Raw genomic sequence first — 19,236 nt, 5'->3', positions numbered from 1 at the left:
CGCTCACCGCGCGATAACTGACAGTCGGGACGCCCAGACCGCGGCAGCCGACTCGCGCGATTCCCCTCGGCCCAGGACTCGGCCTGCGTTGACCTAGAACTCCGTCCATTCCATGTCGTCAGCCTCACCGCCCGCGCCACGGGCGGGCTTGCCTGCGCTCGCCACCGGTTTGATCGAGGACTTGGCGACCGGCTTGGGCGTGGATCTGGCCTGCGACTTGTCGGCCGGTTTTGCCGGTGCGCTCGTGCTGCGCACGGCCTGCAGCTCAGGCTTGCGCGGCGGCGCGGCGGACGCCATCGGCGCCCTTGCTGCGGGCGAACTGTTGCGGCTGGGCGTGGTCGCGCGCGGGCTGGCGGCCTGTGCATTGCTCGACAGTCGGAACCGCGAGACCGAATCGGCCAGCGTGCCGGCCTGGTCTTCCAGCGCGCGTGCCGAGGCGGTGGCTTCTTCCACCAGCGCCGCGTTCTGCTGGGTGACTTCGTCCATCTGGGTCACGGTGGCGTTGACCTGCTCGATGCCGCTGGACTGCTCGGCCGAGGCCGCGCTGATCTCGCCCATGATGTCGGTGACACGCTTCACCGAAGTCACGATCTCGGCCATGGTCTTGCCGGCCGAATCGACCAGCGCGCTGCCGGTGGCGATTTGATCGACCGTATCGCCGATCAGGGTTTTGATCTCCTTGGCGGCACCCGCCGAACGTTGCGCGAGCGAACGGACTTCGCTGGCGACCACGGCGAACCCGCGGCCCTGTTCGCCAGCGCGCGCGGCTTCCACCGCGGCGTTCAGCGCCAGGATATTGGTCTGGAAAGCGATGCCGTCGATCACGCTGATGATGTCGACGATCTTGCGTGAGGCCGCGTCAATGCCGCCCATGGTCGTCACCACCTCGCTGACCACGCTGCCGCCCTTCTCGGCGACTTCGCCGGCGCCGATCGCCAGCTGGTTGGCCGAGCGCGCGTTCTCGGCGTTCTGGCGCACGGTGGAGGTGAGCTCTTCCATGCTGCTGGCGGTTTCCTCCAGCGAGGCCGCCTGCTGCTCGGTGCGGGCCGACAGATCCGCGTTGCCGGCGGCGATCTCGCGCGCCGCGGTGTTGATCGAATCGGTGGCTTCCTTGACCTGGCCAATCAGCTCGCCCAGCGCCTTCACCGTGCCGTTGGCGGCCTGCTTCATCGCGTCGAACTGGCCCGAGTAGTTGGCACTGATGGTTTCGGTCAGGTCGCCTTTGGACATCGCGCCCAGCACGCGGTTGACATCGTTCAGGCCGGTATCGGTCACCTGCATCAGGCTGTTCAGGCCTTCGACCATGCGTTTGAACTCGTGCTGGAAGCGGTCAGCGTCACCGCGCGCGCTGAAGTCGCCGGCGTTGGCAGCACCGACCAGGCGCTGGATCTCGGCGTTTATCGCGCTGATGTTTGACTTGGTGGTGCGCATCGCGGCCGTGGTGCGCTTCTTTTCACCCGGCAGGTCAGGCATGTCGGCGCTGAGGTCGCCGTTGCCGTAGCGGCCCATCAGCTCGACCGCCTGGGTGTTGGTCTGGATATGTGCATCGACCAGCTCATTGACGCCCTCGGCCAGCTTGCGGTACTCGCCCTGGAAGGCCGTTCCGTCGATGCGATGGCTGATGAGCCCGGCCGCGTGCTGATCGGACATCTCGGTCTGCGCAGCGGCGAAGCGGCCGACGGCCTTGCTGACCGATTCCATTGCATTGGCGATCTGGCGCAGTTCGTCATTCGACGACACCGCGACGCGGTCGCGGAACACGCCGCGGGCCAGATCATTGGCGGCAGCGCCGATCTCGCGCACCGCACGGCCGACGCTCTGGGTGAAGCCGACGAACAGATAGCCGGCGATCAACAATGCCAGCACGATGCCGCCGATGACCAGGGTGCGTTCGTTGGCTGCGGCTGCCAGGCGCGACTCGATGCGTGCTTTCAGCTTCGGCTCCACCAGCCCCAGCATCGCGTAGACCGAGTTGTCCGCCGCCTGGCCGAGTGCCAGCAGTTCAGAGGCCTCCATCTGGATTTCCTCGGCATCCAGCAGGCCGGTCTTCATGCCGTCGCGCAGGGCAGCAAAGGCGGTTTCCACTCCAGACAGGCTGGTGCGCACATCCTCGTATTCGGCGTCCAGGTTGGCGACGACGGTCGCCAGGGTTTCCAGGGCTGTAGCGATCTCGCGGTCCGAGCTGGTGAGGTCGATGCGGTCGTCAACCCATACAGCGCCGCCATCGATCACCAGGTTTCCGAGCGCCTGGATGCGCAGCGACCGATCCAGCAGTGCAGGGGCATGCTCGGTGACGACTTCGCCCATCAGCAGGGTGGCCGGGTCGTTGTCCAGGTAGAGGTCGCTGGCCATGTGCAGCGCCGTCAGGAAGGTGCGTGCCTTGCCGAGGGCGGCCATGTCGCGCTGCATGACGACGTTGACGTCGTCGGAGGGCTGCTGGGCGTCGTCGAGTGCTGTTTTGAGCTCGGCGGAAGACCGCTCCAGGCGTTCGTCCGGCGGCAATGCCGCGCTCAACCCCAACAGCGCGGTGGCCTCCACATTGAGCTTGGCGAGGACAGTGGCTTTCTCGGCTTCGGCGCCGGCATCGCCGCCGAGCGCGCGCCGCGACAGCGTCGCATGCAGGGACAGGTCCCGCATCAGCGCAATCGAGTCAACAAACAAGGCTTCGCCAGCCGCCATTTTCTGCAGGTGAGCGATGTCCGTATTGGTCTGGCGCACCAGCACCACCGCCAGCACCAGCGACACGGCCACGAAGGCGGCAGCGATCAGAACCAACTTTGAATTGAGCTTCAGCCGGTCCATCAGGCGGGTGGCGGGCGCGGCGGCGGAGGTCAGCAGTTGGAGTGGCGTCATGGACGTGCTCGCAGTCGGGGAGGCGTTGCGACGGGCGGATACCCGGCGTGGAGTTCGCCGATCGGGCTGCAAGCGACGTGCCGGTGGCGGCGCCAAACTGTCGACATCCCGACGGTGGCGCTGCGGTACGCGGTTTGCACTTTGGACGCTGTTCGCAGTTTCGCGAGCGCCGCGGTTCACCCGCACCTCAGCCGCCCCAGTCCGATGAACGGAGACGCCCATGCGCCACATTGAATTCTCACCCTTGGTCCGCTCCCTGCTGCTTGCCTTGCCGCTGGCGACCTTGATCGGGATAGCCAGCCCGGCGCTGGCGACCGCCGGCCCGCCGACGCCGCTGAAGACCGATCCACCCAACTACCCCGCAGACGCCGCTCGCCGCGGCACCGAAGGCTATGTCGAACTCGAATTCGTGGTCGGTGTCGACGGTAAAGTCAGTGGCATCAATGTGCTGAAGGCCGAGCCGCCGCGTTTGTTCGAACGCGAGGCTCTTACCGCCGTGCGCCGCTGGACCTTCAACCCGGCGACCGAGAACGGTGCGCCGGTCGAAGCGCGGATGAAGCGGCGGATCGATTTCAAGCTTTGAGTGAGGCCAGGGCGGGCAGACCCCGACCCTTGATCGACCCGCTGCATTGGCCACTTGCGCTGCTGCCGAGTCTGCCGGCAGCGGCGTCGCGTGCGTGAATCCGCCGCGCTGATATCGCGCTGGAGCGTTCGCGCGATCGGGCCGATCTGCAGGCTCAGGGCTGGCCAGGCGGCGGCAATCGACCTGTGGCTCCGCTTGCCGCGCCGCGGCAGGTCTCCAACGCCGCCGTAAGGGCGCGCAACAGTCCGCCCGGTGTGCGGTTCAACACGGGTCTGTGCAAGCCAAGTCCAGATTGAAGGCGCCTGCGTGTGTAGCGCTGCCGCCTCGATCCGCTGCGAGAGCTTCGAGCGACGGCGGGACCCGCCGAGTTCGAGTGTCGGAACTTGCGCCGCGCCTACAGCTTGAACTGTGCGACGCGCTGCGCCAGCCGCTCGGCCTGTTTTTCCATTGTCCGTGCGGCGGCGGTGGCTTCTTCGACCAGGGCGGCGTTCTGCTGGGTGGCCTCGTCCATATGGGTGACCGTGGCGCTGACCTGCTCGATCCCGGCGCTCTGCTCGGCTGAGGCAGCACTGATCTCGCTCATGATGTCGGTGACGCGTTTCACCGAGGCCAGTATCTCGGCCATGGTGGTGCCGGCGGAGTCGACCAGTCGTGAGCCGCTGCCGACTTTGGCGACGGTGGCGGAGATCAGGTTCTTGATTTCTTTCGCCGCCCCGGCCGACCGTTGCGCCAGTGAACGGACCTCCGAGGCCACCACCGCGAAGCCGCGCCCCTGTTCACCGGCGCGGGCGGCCTCGACCGCAGCGTTGAGCGCAAGGATATTGGTCTGGAAGGCGATCCCGTCGATCACGCTGATGATGTCTTCGATCTTGCGCGACTGCGCATTGATCTCGCCCATGGTGGCGATCACCTGGGTGACCACCGCGCCGCCGCGCTCGGCGACGCCGGCCGCGCCGATGGCGAGCTGGTTGGCTGAGCGGGCGTTCTCGGCGTTGCCGCGCACGGTCGAGGTGAGTTCTTCCATGCTGGCGGCGGTTTCCTCCAGCGAGGCGGCCTGCTGCTCGGTGCGCGAGGACAAGTCGGCGTTGCCGGCGGCGATTTCGCCGGCAGCGGTATTGATCGCATCGACGCTGCGGCGCACTTCGCCAAGGATCTCGGCCAAGGCGTCGGCGCTGCGGTTGCCGTCGGCGCTCATGCGGCCGAACACCCCGGCGTGTCGCGCCGTGATGCGTTCGCGCAGATCGCCCTCTGCCAGCTTGGCCAGCATCCGCTGCACATCCTCGATGGCTGCCGACAGGGTGGCGATCAAGCCGTTGAAGCGTTCGCCGAGCTGGCGCAGAAAGCCCTCGCTGTGGCCGGTGTCAATGCGGCGGTCAAGTTCACCGCGTTCGGCGGCGGCAATGGCGTCGGACAGCGCTCGCTCAAGCTCCACTTCATCGGTGCGGTCGCGCCACTCGGTGACGGTGGCGATACGGCGCCCGGCCTCATCGAAGACCGGCGCACGGGTTTGCGCGAACACCAGCCCACCGATTTCCAGCTCGCGGCTGCCGTCGCTGAAGCTGGCGGGGGGCGCCAGCGCGGAGCAGGCCGTCCCGACCAGCTCCTGCGGCGGCGGCGCGCCGAGCGCCGCTTGCAGGGCGCTGGCGTGCCTGTCGATCAAAGTGCGCATGGCGAGGTTGGCGTAGACGATACGTTCATCGGCATCGCAGATCAGCATCGCCACGCCGGCACTGTCGAGCGCAATGCGAACGCGCTGGTTTTCGCGTGCGAGCGCACGCTCGCCCTCGATCCGGGTCTTGAGGTCGCCTTGCATCTGCCGCAGCGCCGCGCCCATCTGCCCCACCTCATCATCACGGCCGACCGGCACCGGGTAGTCGAGCTTGCCGGCAGCCACGGCGCGTACCGCCGTCACCAGCGCCCGCAGCGGCCGGCCAACCAGGGCGCGTTGGATCAGCCAGACCGCAGCCACTACCACCAGCACGCTCAGCAGGCCGATCAACAGGATGCGATTGCGCACGGCGCTGACGCTCTGCATCACCACATCGACCGGGGCGGAGACCTGCAGGATGAACACATCGGCGCCGCCGCCCACCTTGAAAGGCATGAACAGCTGGAAGGCGCGACCGCCGACGGCCGCGTCATCGCGCTCGAAACGCAGGATCTCACCCGCAGCCAGACGCGGCAGCGCGGCCTGCAGTTCGGGGTCAGGCAAAGGCTGCGCCAGCAGCTCGGTCTCCGGTGCTGCCATCACCATGCCGGAGGGCGACAGCAGGCGCAGCACGCCGCTCTCGAAGGGTCGCACCGCGCCCAGCGTGCGCTGCATGTCATTCAGGCTGATGTCGGCGCCGGCAACGCCGCGCACCTCACCGTCGATGATCACCGGCATCATCAGGCTGGTCATCAGGATTTCGTGTCCAAACACCTTGTAGAGGTAGGGCTCGAACATCATTTCGGCGCCGCGCTCGCGCGCGGCGACGTAATAGTCCTCCGTGGTGAGGTCGGTATCGTTTTCGACTCCGAGGGTGTTCTCCAGCGCCACCGCGCCGGCCTCGTCGCGCACCCAGTAGATCGAGAAGCGGCCGGTATCCGACGAGGCGAGATCGCCACGCCCTGCATGTTCGGTGTCGCGGGCGTCGAAGCCCTCGCGCTCGAACTCGATCCAGTAGCCGAGGCTGCGGCGGTCGGACAGCGCGAACTGGCGCACCACCTGGAGCATCCGCCCGCGGTCAGGTTCAGCGGTTCCCATCTCGGCCACGGTAGCGGCGGCCAGAGCACGGCTGAAGGCCAGCGGCGTTTCCGCCAGCCGCTGCACGTGGCCGGCCTGGGCTTCCGCGATGGCCTGGAGTTCGCGCTGCGCGGCGCGGGTCTGTTCGAGTGCGGCCTTGCTCTGGATCAACCACGTGGCCAAGGCGAAACTCAGCGCCGCGAGAAGGCCCAGAATCAGAGTGCTGCGAGCCTGGATGCTCTTGAACATTGCTTCGACTCCGCAGCGTGGGATGCGCCGGCCGGCGCTGGATCAAGCCGTTGCGGCAACGAGGCTGAGTGCTTCGGCTTTCAGCATTTCGTCAATATCGAGCAGCAGCACCATGCGTTCGGTGGCCATGCCGATGCCGGTCAGAAAGCGCGCGTCGACGCCCTTGCCGAACTCCGGCGGGGCCTTGATCTGGTCCTGGGTGAAAGGGGTGACGTCGGACACGCTGTCAACCACGATGCCGACCACCGTGGTGGCCATGTTGAGCACGATCATCACGGTAAAGGCGTCGTACTCGGCGGCGAGGCGGAACTTCAGCCGCATGTCGACCACCGGCACCACGGCGCCGCGCAGATTGATGACGCCCTTGATGTAGTCGGGCGTGTCAGGAATGCGGGTGACGTTTTCGTAGCCGCGGATCTCCTGCACTTTCAGGATGTCGACGCCGAACTCCTGGCTGCCGAGGCGGAAGGTCAGGAACTCCTGCTGCACCACGTTGGCCGCATCGGCGGCGCGGGCAGAGGCGGAACGCTTGGGGCCGGACAGGGCGAAAGACATGGAGGCTCCGCGGTAGGGCGATGATGGCGCTGATCAAGCAAGCGGTGTGCCGGGCACAGCGCCGGACAAGCGCCGCGATAGGAGGGCACGCGTGCCGGGCTGGAGCTTTCGGCTGGTCCACACTTTGCAGCAGACTGCGCTGCCGCCGGCACGCCCAGCCGAGTGATGAGGTTTGATCCGATTGAACAGCGGCAAGCCAGACAGGCCGAGCCCGGAGAGTGCTCCAGCAGCCCATGCGCCCAAGCGCCGGCGCAGCCTGGGGCGGTTGTTGGCGAGCCGTGTGCTGGCCTTCGGATTGGTGACCTTGCTGCTGCTCACCGGGCTGCTGCTGTGGTGGGAATACGGGCGCGAGAACGCCTCGATCGATGCCCACGCGAAGGAGATTTCTGCGGCCTACTCCGACAGCATTGCCTTGAGTCTATGGGCGCTGGACGTGGCGCAGGCGCAGCTGCAGATCGATGGCATCGCGCGTCAGAGTGGAGTGGCGTGGGTCAGCGTGCTTGAACTGCCGGAGGCCGAAGCGAGCACGCCTTGGGTACAGGCAGGTCGGGTTGATCATCGCCCGGTACTCAGCGTCGAGTTTCCGCTGCGGCCGCCCGCAATCGCGCGGGTCGGCGACCCCACCGAAGACCTGGGCGTATTGCGGGTAGGCTTCGATCTCGAAGCGCGCGATGCACGGCTGCTGCAGCGTGCACTGCAGAATGTTCTGGTGCAGGCGGCTTTGCTGCTGATCGTCTGCGTGCTGCTGCTGTGGCTGGTGCAGCGGCTGGTGATCCGCGACCTGCGTCAGCTGGCCGCGCGCGCCAGTGGTTACTCGCCTGGCGCAGTCGATGTCTCGTTTGCCGTGCGCGATGTCGCCAAAGCCCAAGGCGATGAGATCGACGCGGTGATCGGCGCCCTCGAAAGCATGCGCTCGGGCCTGGCCGACAGTTACCGCGCACTGCAGTCTGGCAACGAAGCTTTGCAGCGCGACGTGCTGGCGCGCGAGCAGGCCGAGGCGCAGGCGCGGTTTTTGGCGCGCCACGATGCGCTGTCCGGGTTGCCCAATCGGCTGGCCTTTCTGGAGGCGCTGGATACGGCGCTGGGTGCCGGCTCAGCGTCGCCAGCGGGCGCGGGCTGGGTCGCGTTCATCGACATCGATCGATTCAAGCGGGTCAACGATGCGCTGGGCCATCGCTTCGGCGATGCCCTGCTGCGCGAGGCGGTGAGCCGGTTGCGCGCAAGTGCCGATGGTGACGTTCCGCTGGCGCGGCTGGGCGGCGATCGGTTCGGGCTGCTGGTGTGCGCCGAGCAGGCCTCGCCGGTGTCGATCGGTGCGTGCCTTGATCGCCTGCAGGCTGCGTTCGCGGCGCCCCTGAGCGTGCAGGCGCAGGTGGTGCGACTGAGCATCAGCATCGGCGCGGTGCAGTATCCCGCGCAGGCCGAAGCGTCCGACAGCCTTATTCGACTCGGCGAGGCGGCGCTGGCGCTGGCCAAGGCTGAAGGCGGCCGCTGCTGGCGCCTCTACAGCGACGAGATCTGCAACAGCACCGAGCGCCGCCACCGGCTGCAGGCTGACCTGCGGCGTGCGTTGGACGACGCCTCGCTCAGCCTGGTCTATCAGCCGATTTTTGACAGTGAGGGCCGCTTGCGGTCCGCCGAGGCGCTGGTGCGCTGGCAGCATCCGGAGTTCGGGCCGGTGCCGCCGCAGGAGTTCGTTGCCTTGAGCGAATCGATCGGTCTGATCGGTGAGCTGGGCCAGCTGGTGCTGGACATGGCCTTGGCACAAGTCGCCCGCTGGCGGGACGCAGGGCTGTGGCCGGACGACGCATCCATGGCGGTGAATGTCAGCGCCGGTCAGCTGGTGCTGGCCGAGTTCGAAGGCGTGGTGCTGGCAAGCCTGGCGCGGCACGGCGTGCCGCCGCAGCAGCTCAGTCTGGAGATCACAGAGAGTGTGCTGATGGGCGATCTCGACGGCTGCTCGGCGATGTTCGCGCGGCTGCGCGATGCCGGCGTGCGCAGCCTGATCGATGACTTCGGCACCGGCTTTTCATCGCTGTCCTACCTCGGCCGTTTGCCGGTCGCTGGCCTGAAGATCGATCGCAGCTTCGTCGCGGCGATGGGCACCCCGGCCGGTGGCGACGCGGTGATCGGTTCGGTCATCGACATCGCCCGCCACTTCGGCCTGCAGGTCACCGCCGAAGGCGTGGAGACGCAGCCCCAGTACGAGCACTTGCGACTGTTGGGCTGCGACCGTTTCCAGGGCTTTCTGTTGGCACGGCCGGAAACCGCCGAACGTCTCGGTGCCCGGCTGGCGCAGCATGATGCGAGCTCGATTGCCTGACAGGCCCGGATATCGTCAGGCCCGTGAACCCTGCGTACGGCCCAGGCTCGCCTGGAGATTGCGCGCGCAGCGACGCCGGTGTTTGCAGTGGTTGAGTGGCGCCGCCGACGGATTGGCGTCCGCGCAGCTGCCGGCCGCTGTGCCGCCGGAAACCCATCGCAGCCTGCGGGTCAGCGCCGGTGAAAGCGCGGATGACCGCCGCTAGAGTTTTGCCGTCGAACTGCAGGCTGCGGCGCTGACTGCCGCGGGTGCGCCCAGCACCCTTGTGCCGCTGATCGGCAGGAACCAGCGCCGGATCCAGCGCTCGCTGATCAACCGCAGCCTGGACGTCGGCGTGCTGCCCTCGCTGGGGTGTGACCGCCGCCGGCTGGCGCATGCCGCGTTCCCGCTGCGCCGCGGCCTGTTGGGTGTGCGCCTGCTGCGGGTGCCTGCGGGTGAGGCTGGTCCGTTCGCCCGGATGGAAGTTTCAAGCCGGCTGAAAAAGGCTGCGCATGGGCGTCGGAGCCGACTGGCCCGAACGCCGATGCAGCTGTTCGACGTGCAGAAACTGCAGCCACTGCGCGGCGAGTTCCGCCTGCCGGCGAGTCCTTGAGCTTCGGCTCCAGCCCAAGGCCCGCGTCACGCCCGGTGGCTGGCGGCATCAACCGTGCGCCAGTCCCATCAAGCTCAGCTTGAAAAGACGCACACGCAGACGGAGCCCGGACTGCAGGACTCGAGTCGCGTCTTGAACGATTCCCCATTCCCGATTTTCCACTCCCAGCCCTCAAAGCCTGAAGCGCGACACGTTGGCCGCCAGCTTGCCCGCCTGTTCCTCCAGCGCGTGCGCTGAAGCCGAGGCCTCTTCGACCAGGGCGGCGTTCTGCTGGGTCGCCTCGTCCATGTGGGTGATGGTGGCGCTGACCTGCTCGATGCCGCTGGACTGCTCGGCCGAGGCCGCGCTGATCTCGCCCATGATGTCGGTGACGCGCTTCACCGAAGCCAGAATCTCGGCCATCGTGCTGCCGGCGGAGTCGACCAGTTTGCTGCCGCTCTCGACCTTCGCCACGGTGTTCGAGATCAGGCTCTTGATCTCACGCGCGGCGCTGGCCGAACGTTGCGCAAGTGAACGGACTTCACTGGCGACCACGGCGAAACCGCGGCCCTGTTCGCCGGCGCGGGCCGCCTCGACCGCAGCGTTCAGCGCCAGAATATTGGTCTGGAAGGCGATGCCATCGATCACGCCGATGATGTCTTCGATCTTGCGCGACTGCGCGTTGATCTCGCCCATGGTCGAGACCACCCGGGTCACCACACTGCCGCCGCGCTCGGCGACATCGGCAGCACCGATTGCGAGCTGATTGGCCGAGCGTGCGTTCTCGGCGTTGCCGCGCACGGTCGAGGTGAGTTCTTCCATGCTGGCCGCGGTTTCCTCCAGCGAGGCCGCCTGCTGCTCGGTGCGCGCCGACAGGTCGGCATTGCCGGCAGCGATCTCGGCGGCGGCGGAGCGCACGGTGCCGGAGGAGTCGGCAATCGCGCCGATGATCGAGCGCAACTGGTCGACCATCTTGTTGGCATCGTCGCGAATGCGCGCGAACACGCCTTCGGCCTTGCCCTGCATGCGCTGGGTCAGGTCGCCCTGGGCCAGGCCCTGCAGCAGGCGCGACACCGATGCCAGCTGGGTGTCGCTGGTTTCCATCAGGGTGTTCAGGCCCTGCACCATCGCGTGGAAATCGTGCTCGAAGCGACTGGCATCGCCGCGCACCGAGAAATCGCCGCGCGCGGCGGCCGAGGCCAGCTCGCGGATCGAGGCATTGATTTCGCCCAAGCGCCGCTTGACCGTGTCCATCGCCTCGGAGATCTGTGCCTGGCGGCCGGGCAGGCGGTCCATGTCGGGCTTGAGATCGCCCTGCGTGTAGTGATGCATCACCTCGGCCATGCGCATCTGCACGCGTACGTGGCCGTCGACCACGCCGTTGACCTCCTCGACCATGCGCGCGAAGTCGCCGGCGAAGCGGCTGCCGTCGATGCGCTCATCCAGCATGCCGGCGGCATGCTGATCGGCCAGCACGCGCTGGGCATCGCGCACGCTGTTGATCTGGGTCTGCATGTCGCCCATGGCGCGCAGCAGGCGCCCGGCCTCGTCGCGATTGCTGGCCTCGATCCGCTGATCGAAGCGGCCGCGGGCCACACCTTCGGCGACCCGTGTGGCCTGTTCGAGCGGCTTGGTGATCGAGCGGGTAATGGTCCAGCCGAACATTGCGGCCAGGACCACCACGACACCGAGCCCAATGCCGAGCTGGGTCAGGGTGGCGGCGAATTCGGCCTCGGAGGCGCTGACCTGCACAGCCAGCTGGCTGCCGCGCTCGTCGATCAGCTTCTTGATCTCTTCCATCAACGCACGCCGCGCCGGTCGGGCGACATCGCTCGACAGCGCACGCGCGGTATCGAAGTCATCGGCATCGATGGCGGTCGCCATCTGGACGCCCGCTGCGAAGTAGGTTTCGCCGCCCGTGCGCATGCCTTCGAACAGGGCGCGCTCGGCGTCGGACGCGATCAGCGCCGAATAGTTGGCGGTGGCGGTATCGAAGTCGCCGCGCAGCCCGGTCACGCGTTGACGGTAGTCGGCCAGCTCGGCCGCCTGGCCCTGGTAGCCGAGCTGAGCCACTTCGAATGTGCGGTATTCGCCGAGGATGCCGCGCAGCTCAAGCAGGTAGCGCTACGCCGGCATCGATTCGGTGGTGATGTTGCGCACCAGGGCCTGGCTGTTGCGCAGCTCGTACATCGCGAACAGGCCGAGGATAAGCGCCAGCAGGGTGATGGCGGTGAAAGCCAGGCCGAGTTTGCGGCCGATTTGCAGATCTCTGAACCATTGCATTTTGGAGCTCCTGAAGACGGGGGCAAGCGACGGCGAAGCCGCCGGCTCAGTAGCTCAGCTGGATGCGGAACTGGAACAGCGAGGGGTCGTCGCTGATGCCGCGTCGCGTGCTGCGCACATTGATGTGATTGGCCATCAGCCGAACATTCGGATGCACGTACCAGGTGGCACCGAGCGCCCAGTCGCGCTGCTGGCCGCCCAGCACCGGGCCGTCGTCGAGATCGATCCGGCTGTAGCGCACAAACAGTTCCCATGGCCGCTCGTTCTCGCCGGCCTTGGGCGCGCCGACCACGCCGTTCTTGTAGCTGCGCGCGTGTCCGCTCGGCGACCAGCTCGCCAGCACATAGCTCGCGTCGGAATTGAAGTCAGGCAGGATTTCGCGGCTGCTGCGGCCAACCACATGCTCGGCCTGCAGTGACCATGGGCCATGCAGCACCAGGGCTTCGGCCGCAACGCGCAGGTTCTGGTCCACGTCGACAAACACGCCAGTGTCGACCAGCGAGCGCGTGGCGATACCGGCCTCCGGACGGGTCGAGAAACGCGCGCTGTCGTTGCGCGGGTTGTCCAGCGCCAGCGAGCCGCCCAGATGCAGCAGGCCCTCGTCCCAGCGCTTGGCCACGCGGCTGTAGCGGGTTGCGAGGCCCACGCCTTCGAGCAGGCCGTCCAGACGCTTGCCGAACACCGACACGTTGAAGCTGTAGTCCGCGCCGACCTGACCGAAATCGGCGCCGATCCGGCGGCTGATCGCATAGGCGGTCGCCAGCGATTGCTCCATCAGCGGGGTCTGCCTCTCGTTGATGACGTCATCCAGCAGAAAAGGATGCTTGAACTGGCCGAAGCGCAGGCTGCGGCCGTTCTGCAGGAATACCTGCAGGCTCAGTTCGGGCGCTGTGCGGTTCTCGACATCGTGCTCGGCGCGCACCTGCCAGCGTTCGCCGCCGCGCAGGGTCAAACCCAACCGCGCGCGGCGAAAATCTGTTTTGTCGGGGAGCGGTCGGCTGTCTTCGTCCACGCGCAGCCAGTCGTAGTTGGCGCTCAAGGTCGGGCTGAGCTGCCAGTCCGAGGGCAGCAGGCTTTGGGCGGAGACAGGGGAGACAGACAGCAGGCTGCTGACAGCCAGCAGCAGGGCAGTGCGGCGACGCTTCATTGGGGGCCTGGGGAATTCGTAGGTGACGATCCACCCATGCAAGTGCTAAGCCGTGCTCACAAGAAAATGTAGTGATATTTCTGTGACGAATCTCAAATTTCTCGATGAAAGGTGATAGATGGTCAATGGTCTCGGGTGGCGACGCTGCGGTGGGGCTGCAGACGCGATTCAGAGCGGCGGAACGCCCTCGCCTTGAGCTGAGTCGGTGCGCATCGAGCCGGAGCGAACGCACAGAAACAACGACGGCCGCTCGCGCGGCCGTCTGTTTGAAGAGATCAGTGAGTTCGACCCTGCGAAGAGACTCCGCGTCCGCGCGCCTACAGCCGGAAGCGACGCACCGACTGTTTCAGCTGGGTGGCCTGGTCTTCCAGCGCGCGTGCAGCAGCGGTGGCTTCCTCGACCAGGGCGGCGTTCTGCTGGGTGCCCTCATCGAGCTGCACCACCGTGGTGTTCACTTGCTCGATGCCTTCACTCTGTTCGGCGGCCGAGGTCGAGATTTCCGCCATCAGATCGCTGACGCGGCGCACCGAGCTCAGCACTTCCTTCATGGTGCCGCCCGCGCTTTGCGCCAACGCCGCGCCGGCGCGGGACTTCTGCACCGACTCGCCGATCAGCGTCTTGATCTCACGCGCGGCGGTCGCCGAACGCTGGGCCAAGGCGCGCACTTCCGAGGCGACCACCGCAAAACCGCGGCCCTGCTCGCCGGCGCGGGCGGCTTCGACGGCCGCGTTCAGCGCCAGGATATTGGTCTGGAAGGCGATGCCATCGATGGTGCTGATGATGTCCTCGATGCGCCGACCCTGGGCATCGATTTCGCCCATGGTGGTGACCAGGCGCTCCACCGCATGGCCGCCGGTGTCGGCGGTGCTGCTGGCGGTCTGCGCCAGTCGATTGGCCTGCTGCGCATTCTCGGCAGTGCCGCGCACGGTGGAGGTCAGTTCCTCCATGCTGGCGGCGGTTTCCTCCAGCGAGGCCGCCTGTTGCTCGGTGCGCACCGACAGATCCTGATTGCCGGACGAAATCTCGCCGGCGGCGGTGGTGATGGTGTCGACCGATTGCTGGATGTCGCGCACGATCTCGGCCAGCTGCGCCACCGTGCTGTTGGTGGCCTGCTTCATCTCGTCGAACAGGCCCTGCAGCGGCACCTCGATGCGCTTGCTCAAGTCGCCATCGGCCAGCGCCAGCAGCACCGTGCGCACGGCTTGCAGGCTGCCGGCGGTACTGTCCATCAGCGAGTCGATCGATTCGGCCACGTTACGCACAAAGCCCGATTTGCCTTCCAGCGGAATGCGCTGGCTGAAGTCGCCGCGTGCGGCAGCAGCCACAACTGCAGCGACGTTGTCCTCGATCAGGATCTCGGCAGTGCGGTCGCGCCATTCAGTGACCGTACCGACCCGGCTGCCGTCGGTTGCGAACACCGGCGTGACCACCAGATCGAGCTTGCGTCCGCCAAGATCCAGGCGGGTGCGATAGGTCTGCTTGAGCGCGTCCAGCATGCGTCGCTGGTGGCTCGGATCCTTGTGGAAAATGTCGATATTCGAGCCGACCACTTCGCTGGCGCGGAACTGCGGAAGCACCTTGCGGATATCTGACTCGGCGGCGTCGAACATGCGTCGCAGGGCGGCATTGGTGTAGATGATCGTGTAGTCCGCATTGGCCAGCATGGTGTTGGTGTCAGCGGTTTCCAGCGCAGCGACGATGCGCGCGGTTTCGGCCGCTTTGATCTGCTGCTCCTGCACTTCAAATCCCAGCCGCACCTGCATCGACTGCAGCCCCAGCATCACCCTGCCGATGCTGTCGTTGCGGTCGAGCGGCAGCCGGCTGTCGTAATGGCCGGAGCCGATGCGGCGGAAGGCGGCGGCAGCCTGATGCAAGCGCCCGCTGATGTCTTCACCCAGCCACCAGGCCGAATAGAGGGCAAACACCCCGGCCGTACCCAGCAGCCACCAGCGCAGCGGGCTGGAGTCCAGCAGGATCAGGGCCAGCCCGAAAGCGATCACCCCCGCCGCAGACAGGTACAACCGGCTGCGCAGGTTCAACAGCCACAGCGGATTGAGTCGGTGCAGTGCGCTGGAGCGATCAACTGCGCCAAAGCGCAGCCGCAAACCCCCTGCAGTGCCGGTGCGCATGCTGGCGTAGACGCGTTCGGCCTCATTGATCTGGGCGCGGGTGGGCTTCTTGCGCACCGACATGTAGCCGGTGACGGTTTCGCCATCGAACAGCGGCGTGGCGTGCGCTTCAACCCAGTAGTGGTCGCCGTTCTTGCAGCGGTTCTTGACCATGCCGACCCAGGGCCGACCGGCCTTCAGGGTGTCCCAGAAGTCCTTGTAGGCGGCTTCGGGCATGTCCGGGTGACGCACGATGTTGTGCGGCTGACCGATGAGCTCGGCTTCGGTGAAGCCGCTGATGCGCACGAAACTGCGGTTGACCGAGGCGATCTTGCCCTTGGTGTCCGTGTGCGAAACGATGATCTCGCCCTCGGCGAGTTCGATCTCTTTGCCGGTAACCGGAAGATTGCTGCGCATGCGGGAGCCCTCCGAGTGTGGAGGTCCGCCCTCCAGAAGGTCACTGTGACGACTCAGTGACGGATCATGCAGTCAAGGCAATTCCCGTGCCTCTTGTTCACGCTCGCAACGACCGCCGGATGGCTTCACTCAAGCTGCGTCGGTCAAGGCCATATCACGGCCCAGCATCAGGTGCTCGATATCCAGCAGCAGCAGCATGCGCTCGCCAACGGTGGCCACGCCGCGCAGGTAGCGCGTATCGACCGAGCCGCCGAGGTCGGGTGAGGACTTGATCTCCTCGCTCTGCAGACGCACCACATCCGACACGCTGTCGACCACCATGCCGACCACGCGGGTGCCGAGGTTCAGGATGATCATCACCGTCAGTTCGTTGTACTCGGCCTGGCCGAGTTGGAACTTCAGGCGCAGATCGACGATCGGCACGATCACGCCGCGCAGGTTGATCACGCCCTTGATGAAGCTGGGCGAATCCGGCAGCCGGGTGACGTTCTCGTAGCCGCGGATCTCCTGCACCTTGAGTATGTCGACGGCGTATTCCTCGTCGCCCAGGCTGAAAGTCAGAAACTCATCGCCGATGCCGGCATGGGCTTCGTGGATGCGGGTGGTGTTGGCGAGTTCATTGCTCATGCCGGGTCTCCGGTGGCAGGGCGTGTTGGGGAGGGCTCAAGCTTCTGCTTTGAGTCGGAAGGCGGCGGCCGCCTCGACCAGATCGCGCGCCTGATCTTCAAGGCTGCGCGCCGAGGCCATGGCTTCTTCGACCAGGGCGGCGTTCTGCTGGGTCATGTCGTCGAGCTGGGTTATGGTCAGGTTGACCTGGGCGATGCCGCTGCTCTGCTCGCCCGAGGCGGCCGAGATTTCGGCGATCAGGTTGGTCACCTGCTGAACCGAGCGCACGATGTCCTGCATGGTGGTGCCGGCCTCGTCAACGAGCTTGGAACCGGCACCAACCTTGTCCATCGAGTTGCCGACCAGCTGCTTGATCTCTTTGGCCGCTTCCGCCGAGCGCTGCGCCAGCGCGCGCACCTCGGTGGCGACCACGGCGAAGCCGCGCCCGGCTTCACCCGCACGAGCGGCCTCCACCGCGGCATTCAGGGCCAGGATATTGGTCTGGAAGGCGATACCGTCGATAGTGCCGATGATGTCGCCGATCTGTTTTGATGCGGTACGAATCTCGCCCATCACGCTGATGACCTGGCCGACCACTTGGCCGCCCTGCACCGCGACACCGGCGGCGCCGGCTGACAGCTCATTGGCTTTGCGCGCGCTCTCTGCGTTCTGCTGCACGGTGGCGGTGAGTTCTTCCATCGAGGAGGCGGTCTGCTCCAGCGAGGCGGCCTGCTGCTCGGTGCGAGTCGATAGATCGACGTTGCCGGCGGCGATCTCGCCCGCGGCGGTGTTGATGCTGTCGGCAGCCGACTGGATCTGGCCGATGATCTCGCGCAGGCGGTCGACCGTGGCATTGGTGTCGGCCTTCATCTCGTCGAACACGCCGCTCATCGAGGCCTCGATGCTGCGGCTCAGGTCCCCGTGCGCCAGTGCGCCGAGCACGCCGCGAATCTCGCGGATGCCCTCATTGACCTTGTCGAGCAGGGTGTTGAGGTTATCGGCGAACAGTCGGTAGAAGCCGCTGCGGCCAGCCGCCTGCATGCGCTTGCTCAAGTCACCGCTGGAGGCCGCGCCGACCACATCGGCGATCTCCTGCTGGATCTGCGCTTCGGTGGTCCGATCCAGCCATTCGGCGACAAAACCCAAAGTGACGCCAGCCTCGTCGCGCACCGGCGACACATTCAGATCGAACACGGCCTCGCCGTACACGAGTTCGAACTTCTCCGGTGCAGTGAGCGCGGCCAGGCGTTGATCGAGATCGTTGCTGGCGTCGGAGAACAGGCCGAGGCGCTGGCCGAGCAGTGCGTCAGCATCGAAGTCGGGCGCGCGCTGGCGGATCTCCGTACTGCGCGCACCCAGCACCCGCGTCGCCATCGGGTTGACGTAGATGATGTGGCCGCCGCTGTCGGTCAGCAGTGCACCGACGCTGGCCTGATCGAGCGCCAAGCGGATGCGCAGATTCTGCTGCGCGATCGTGCGCTCGGCCTGCATGCGGCCCCTGATCTCCGCGCTCATGCGGGTCATCGCTGCGTACAGCCGGCCCACCTCGTCCTCGCGTCGCGTGTTGAGTGCGACATCGAGCTTGCCTTGGGCCACGCTCTCGACCACGCGCACAGCCTCACCCAGCGGCCCGGTGACCAATCGCCTGGCGATCCAGCGCAGGCCGAACAACAGAAACGCCAGCGCGAACACCGACAGCACCGCCATGGTGCCGAGCAGGCCGACCGCTGAGCTGATCGCCGCGTTGCGTGATTCCAGCGCGACCAGGCGCCAGCCCCAGGGGGCGAAGTCCCGGGTGCGCGCAACCATGGTCTGCACTTCGCCGGTACGCGATTTCAGTTCGACCTCAAGCTCGTCATCGCCGCTTTTCATCAGCTGTTCGAGGGCTGCGCGCAAGCTCGGATCTTCGAGTTCCTCGATCTTCTTGCCTTCGTGCTCCGGGTGCACTTCCAGGCGGCCGTCGGCAGTGTTGATCGCGATGAAATAGCCGTCGCTGCCCAGCTCGGCCTCGCGCAACGAGCTGCGCAGCCCGACCAGGGTCTCGCCGTAGGGCAGACCGATGAAGAACACGCCCAGCACTTCGCCATCCAGATTGGTGACGGGGCTGTAGTAGGTCATGTAGTCCTTGCCGAACAGGCTGGCTCGACCGATGAAGTCCTGTGCTTCAAACAGCCCTTTGTAGGCGGGGTGCGCCCGGTTCAGCGCGGTACCGACCGCGCGCAGATTGTTGTCGTCGCGCAGCGAGGTGGTGACTCGGATGAAGTCTTCGCCATCGCGCGCGAACACGGTGGCGACGCCGCCGGTGGCCATGGCGAACAGGTCGACCGGATCGTCATTGCCGTTCAGCAGGGTGTCGCCCATGTACAGCGCAGGCGGAGTGAACGTGCCGACTTCGATGCGCTGTTCGGGGTCGGCCACCAGGTCCTGCTCGGGCAGGAAGGCCAGGAAGGTGTCGTACATCCGCCGTGCGGTGTCCTGCAGGCTGCTGTCGTAGGTGCTGAGCAGGCGCTCGCCGACATCCGCGGCAGTGCCGAGTTCATCCTTGGCCTGCCGGGTCAGCGCACTGGAGGCCTGCCAGCCCACCACCAGGGTGGTGCTGCCGAGTACGGCCAGCACGCCCATGGCAACCACGATGGCAAGGCGCAGGCCGAGCGAGCTGCGAATCAACGCGGCGCCGCGGCTGAACAGCCGACCCCGGCGCAGCTGCGACAGCAACGCGGTGGCCACTGGCTGCACCGAGCGGCCCATGCGTGCGCCGAGCGCCCGCGCCTGAGCCGCGGCTGCGGCGATCCTGCCCTGCCACGTCGTCATCGCTG

General features: G+C 66.6%; 12 protein-coding genes. 3 read left to right on the top strand and 9 right to left on the bottom strand.

The genetic code is table 11. The features are described 5' to 3' along the window. Positions 1-93 precede the first annotated feature (93 nt). Complete coding sequence (locus ACIQ7H_RS06960; RefSeq protein WP_395789780.1) at positions 94-2,853, bottom strand: methyl-accepting chemotaxis protein; 2,760 nt, start codon at positions 2,851-2,853, stop codon at positions 94-96. Between the two features lie 220 nt (positions 2,854-3,073). Between ACIQ7H_RS06960 and ACIQ7H_RS06955 the strand changes: the two genes are divergently transcribed. Further along, complete coding sequence (locus tag ACIQ7H_RS06955) at positions 3,074-3,436, top strand: energy transducer TonB (protein WP_395789778.1); 363 nt, start codon at positions 3,074-3,076, stop codon at positions 3,434-3,436. A gap of 394 nt (positions 3,437-3,830) precedes the next feature. Here the strand turns inward: ACIQ7H_RS06955 and ACIQ7H_RS06950 are convergent, their stop codons facing one another. After that, positions 3,831-6,410, bottom strand: a complete 2,580-nt coding sequence (locus tag ACIQ7H_RS06950; protein ID WP_395789776.1) for a methyl-accepting chemotaxis protein — start codon at positions 6,408-6,410, stop codon at positions 3,831-3,833. Between the two features lie 42 nt (positions 6,411-6,452). Continuing rightward, positions 6,453-6,965: a chemotaxis protein CheW gene (locus ACIQ7H_RS06945; RefSeq protein WP_395789774.1), complete on the bottom strand. Its 513-nt coding sequence runs from the start codon at positions 6,963-6,965 to the stop codon at positions 6,453-6,455. A gap of 268 nt (positions 6,966-7,233) precedes the next feature. Between ACIQ7H_RS06945 and ACIQ7H_RS06940 the strand changes: the two genes are divergently transcribed. Continuing rightward, the gene (locus ACIQ7H_RS06940) at positions 7,234-9,288 is read left to right on the top strand and encodes a putative bifunctional diguanylate cyclase/phosphodiesterase (protein ID WP_395789772.1); all 2,055 of its coding nucleotides are present in this window, start codon (positions 7,234-7,236) and stop codon (positions 9,286-9,288) included. 265 nt (positions 9,289-9,553) lie between these two features. Then, positions 9,554-9,880 (top strand): hypothetical protein, encoded by a 327-nt coding sequence (locus tag ACIQ7H_RS06935; protein WP_395789770.1) that lies wholly within the window; start codon positions 9,554-9,556, stop codon positions 9,878-9,880. A gap of 171 nt (positions 9,881-10,051) precedes the next feature. Here the strand turns inward: ACIQ7H_RS06935 and ACIQ7H_RS06930 are convergent, their stop codons facing one another. The 6 genes from ACIQ7H_RS06930 to ACIQ7H_RS06905 form a co-directional block, all read right to left on the bottom strand. Beyond that, entirely contained in the window at positions 10,052-11,932 is a 1,881-nt protein-coding gene (locus ACIQ7H_RS06930; protein WP_395789768.1) for a methyl-accepting chemotaxis protein, read from the bottom strand. Positions 11,933-11,983: 51 nt separating this feature from the next. Further along, positions 11,984-12,142, bottom strand: a complete 159-nt coding sequence (locus tag ACIQ7H_RS06925) for a hypothetical protein (protein WP_395789766.1) — start codon at positions 12,140-12,142, stop codon at positions 11,984-11,986. Between the two features lie 46 nt (positions 12,143-12,188). Beyond that, entirely contained in the window at positions 12,189-13,289 is a 1,101-nt protein-coding gene (locus ACIQ7H_RS06920; RefSeq protein WP_395789764.1) for an OprO/OprP family phosphate-selective porin, read from the bottom strand. Between the two features lie 317 nt (positions 13,290-13,606). Further along, positions 13,607-15,814, bottom strand: coding sequence for a methyl-accepting chemotaxis protein (locus ACIQ7H_RS06915; RefSeq protein WP_395789762.1), 2,208 nt, complete (start codon positions 15,812-15,814; stop codon positions 13,607-13,609). 129 nt (positions 15,815-15,943) lie between these two features. Beyond that, positions 15,944-16,441: a chemotaxis protein CheW gene (locus ACIQ7H_RS06910; RefSeq protein ID WP_395789760.1), complete on the bottom strand. Its 498-nt coding sequence runs from the start codon at positions 16,439-16,441 to the stop codon at positions 15,944-15,946. Between the two features lie 36 nt (positions 16,442-16,477). Next, positions 16,478-19,231, bottom strand: coding sequence for a Cache 3/Cache 2 fusion domain-containing protein (locus ACIQ7H_RS06905; protein ID WP_395789758.1), 2,754 nt, complete (start codon positions 19,229-19,231; stop codon positions 16,478-16,480). Positions 19,232-19,236 lie beyond the last annotated feature (5 nt).

The sequence above is a fragment of the Aquimonas sp. genome, assembly GCF_044377145.1.
GTDB lineage: Bacteria > Pseudomonadota > Gammaproteobacteria > Xanthomonadales > Xanthomonadaceae > Aquimonas.
Note: the sequence above shows the minus strand (reverse complement) of the source record. Positions and strands in the feature narration are given on the sequence as shown.

Bases quoted from the DNA above. Each gene is read 5' to 3' on its own strand.
- ACIQ7H_RS06960 (WP_395789780.1), bottom strand. From the start codon at position 2,853: ATGACGCCACTCCAACTGCTGACCTCCGCCGCCGCGCCCGCCACCCGC.
- ACIQ7H_RS06955 (WP_395789778.1), top strand. From the start codon at position 3,074: ATGCGCCACATTGAATTCTCACCCTTGGTCCGCTCCCTGCTGCTTGCC.
- ACIQ7H_RS06950 (WP_395789776.1), bottom strand. From the start codon at position 6,410: ATGTTCAAGAGCATCCAGGCTCGCAGCACTCTGATTCTGGGCCTTCTC.
- ACIQ7H_RS06945 (WP_395789774.1), bottom strand. From the start codon at position 6,965: ATGTCTTTCGCCCTGTCCGGCCCCAAGCGTTCCGCCTCTGCCCGCGCC.
- ACIQ7H_RS06925 (WP_395789766.1), bottom strand. From the start codon at position 12,142: ATGCAATGGTTCAGAGATCTGCAAATCGGCCGCAAACTCGGCCTGGCT.
- ACIQ7H_RS06920 (WP_395789764.1), bottom strand. From the start codon at position 13,289: ATGAAGCGTCGCCGCACTGCCCTGCTGCTGGCTGTCAGCAGCCTGCTG.
- ACIQ7H_RS06915 (WP_395789762.1), bottom strand. From the start codon at position 15,814: ATGCGCAGCAATCTTCCGGTTACCGGCAAAGAGATCGAACTCGCCGAG.
- ACIQ7H_RS06910 (WP_395789760.1), bottom strand. From the start codon at position 16,441: ATGAGCAATGAACTCGCCAACACCACCCGCATCCACGAAGCCCATGCC.
- ACIQ7H_RS06905 (WP_395789758.1), bottom strand. From the start codon at position 19,231: ATGACGACGTGGCAGGGCAGGATCGCCGCAGCCGCGGCTCAGGCGCGG.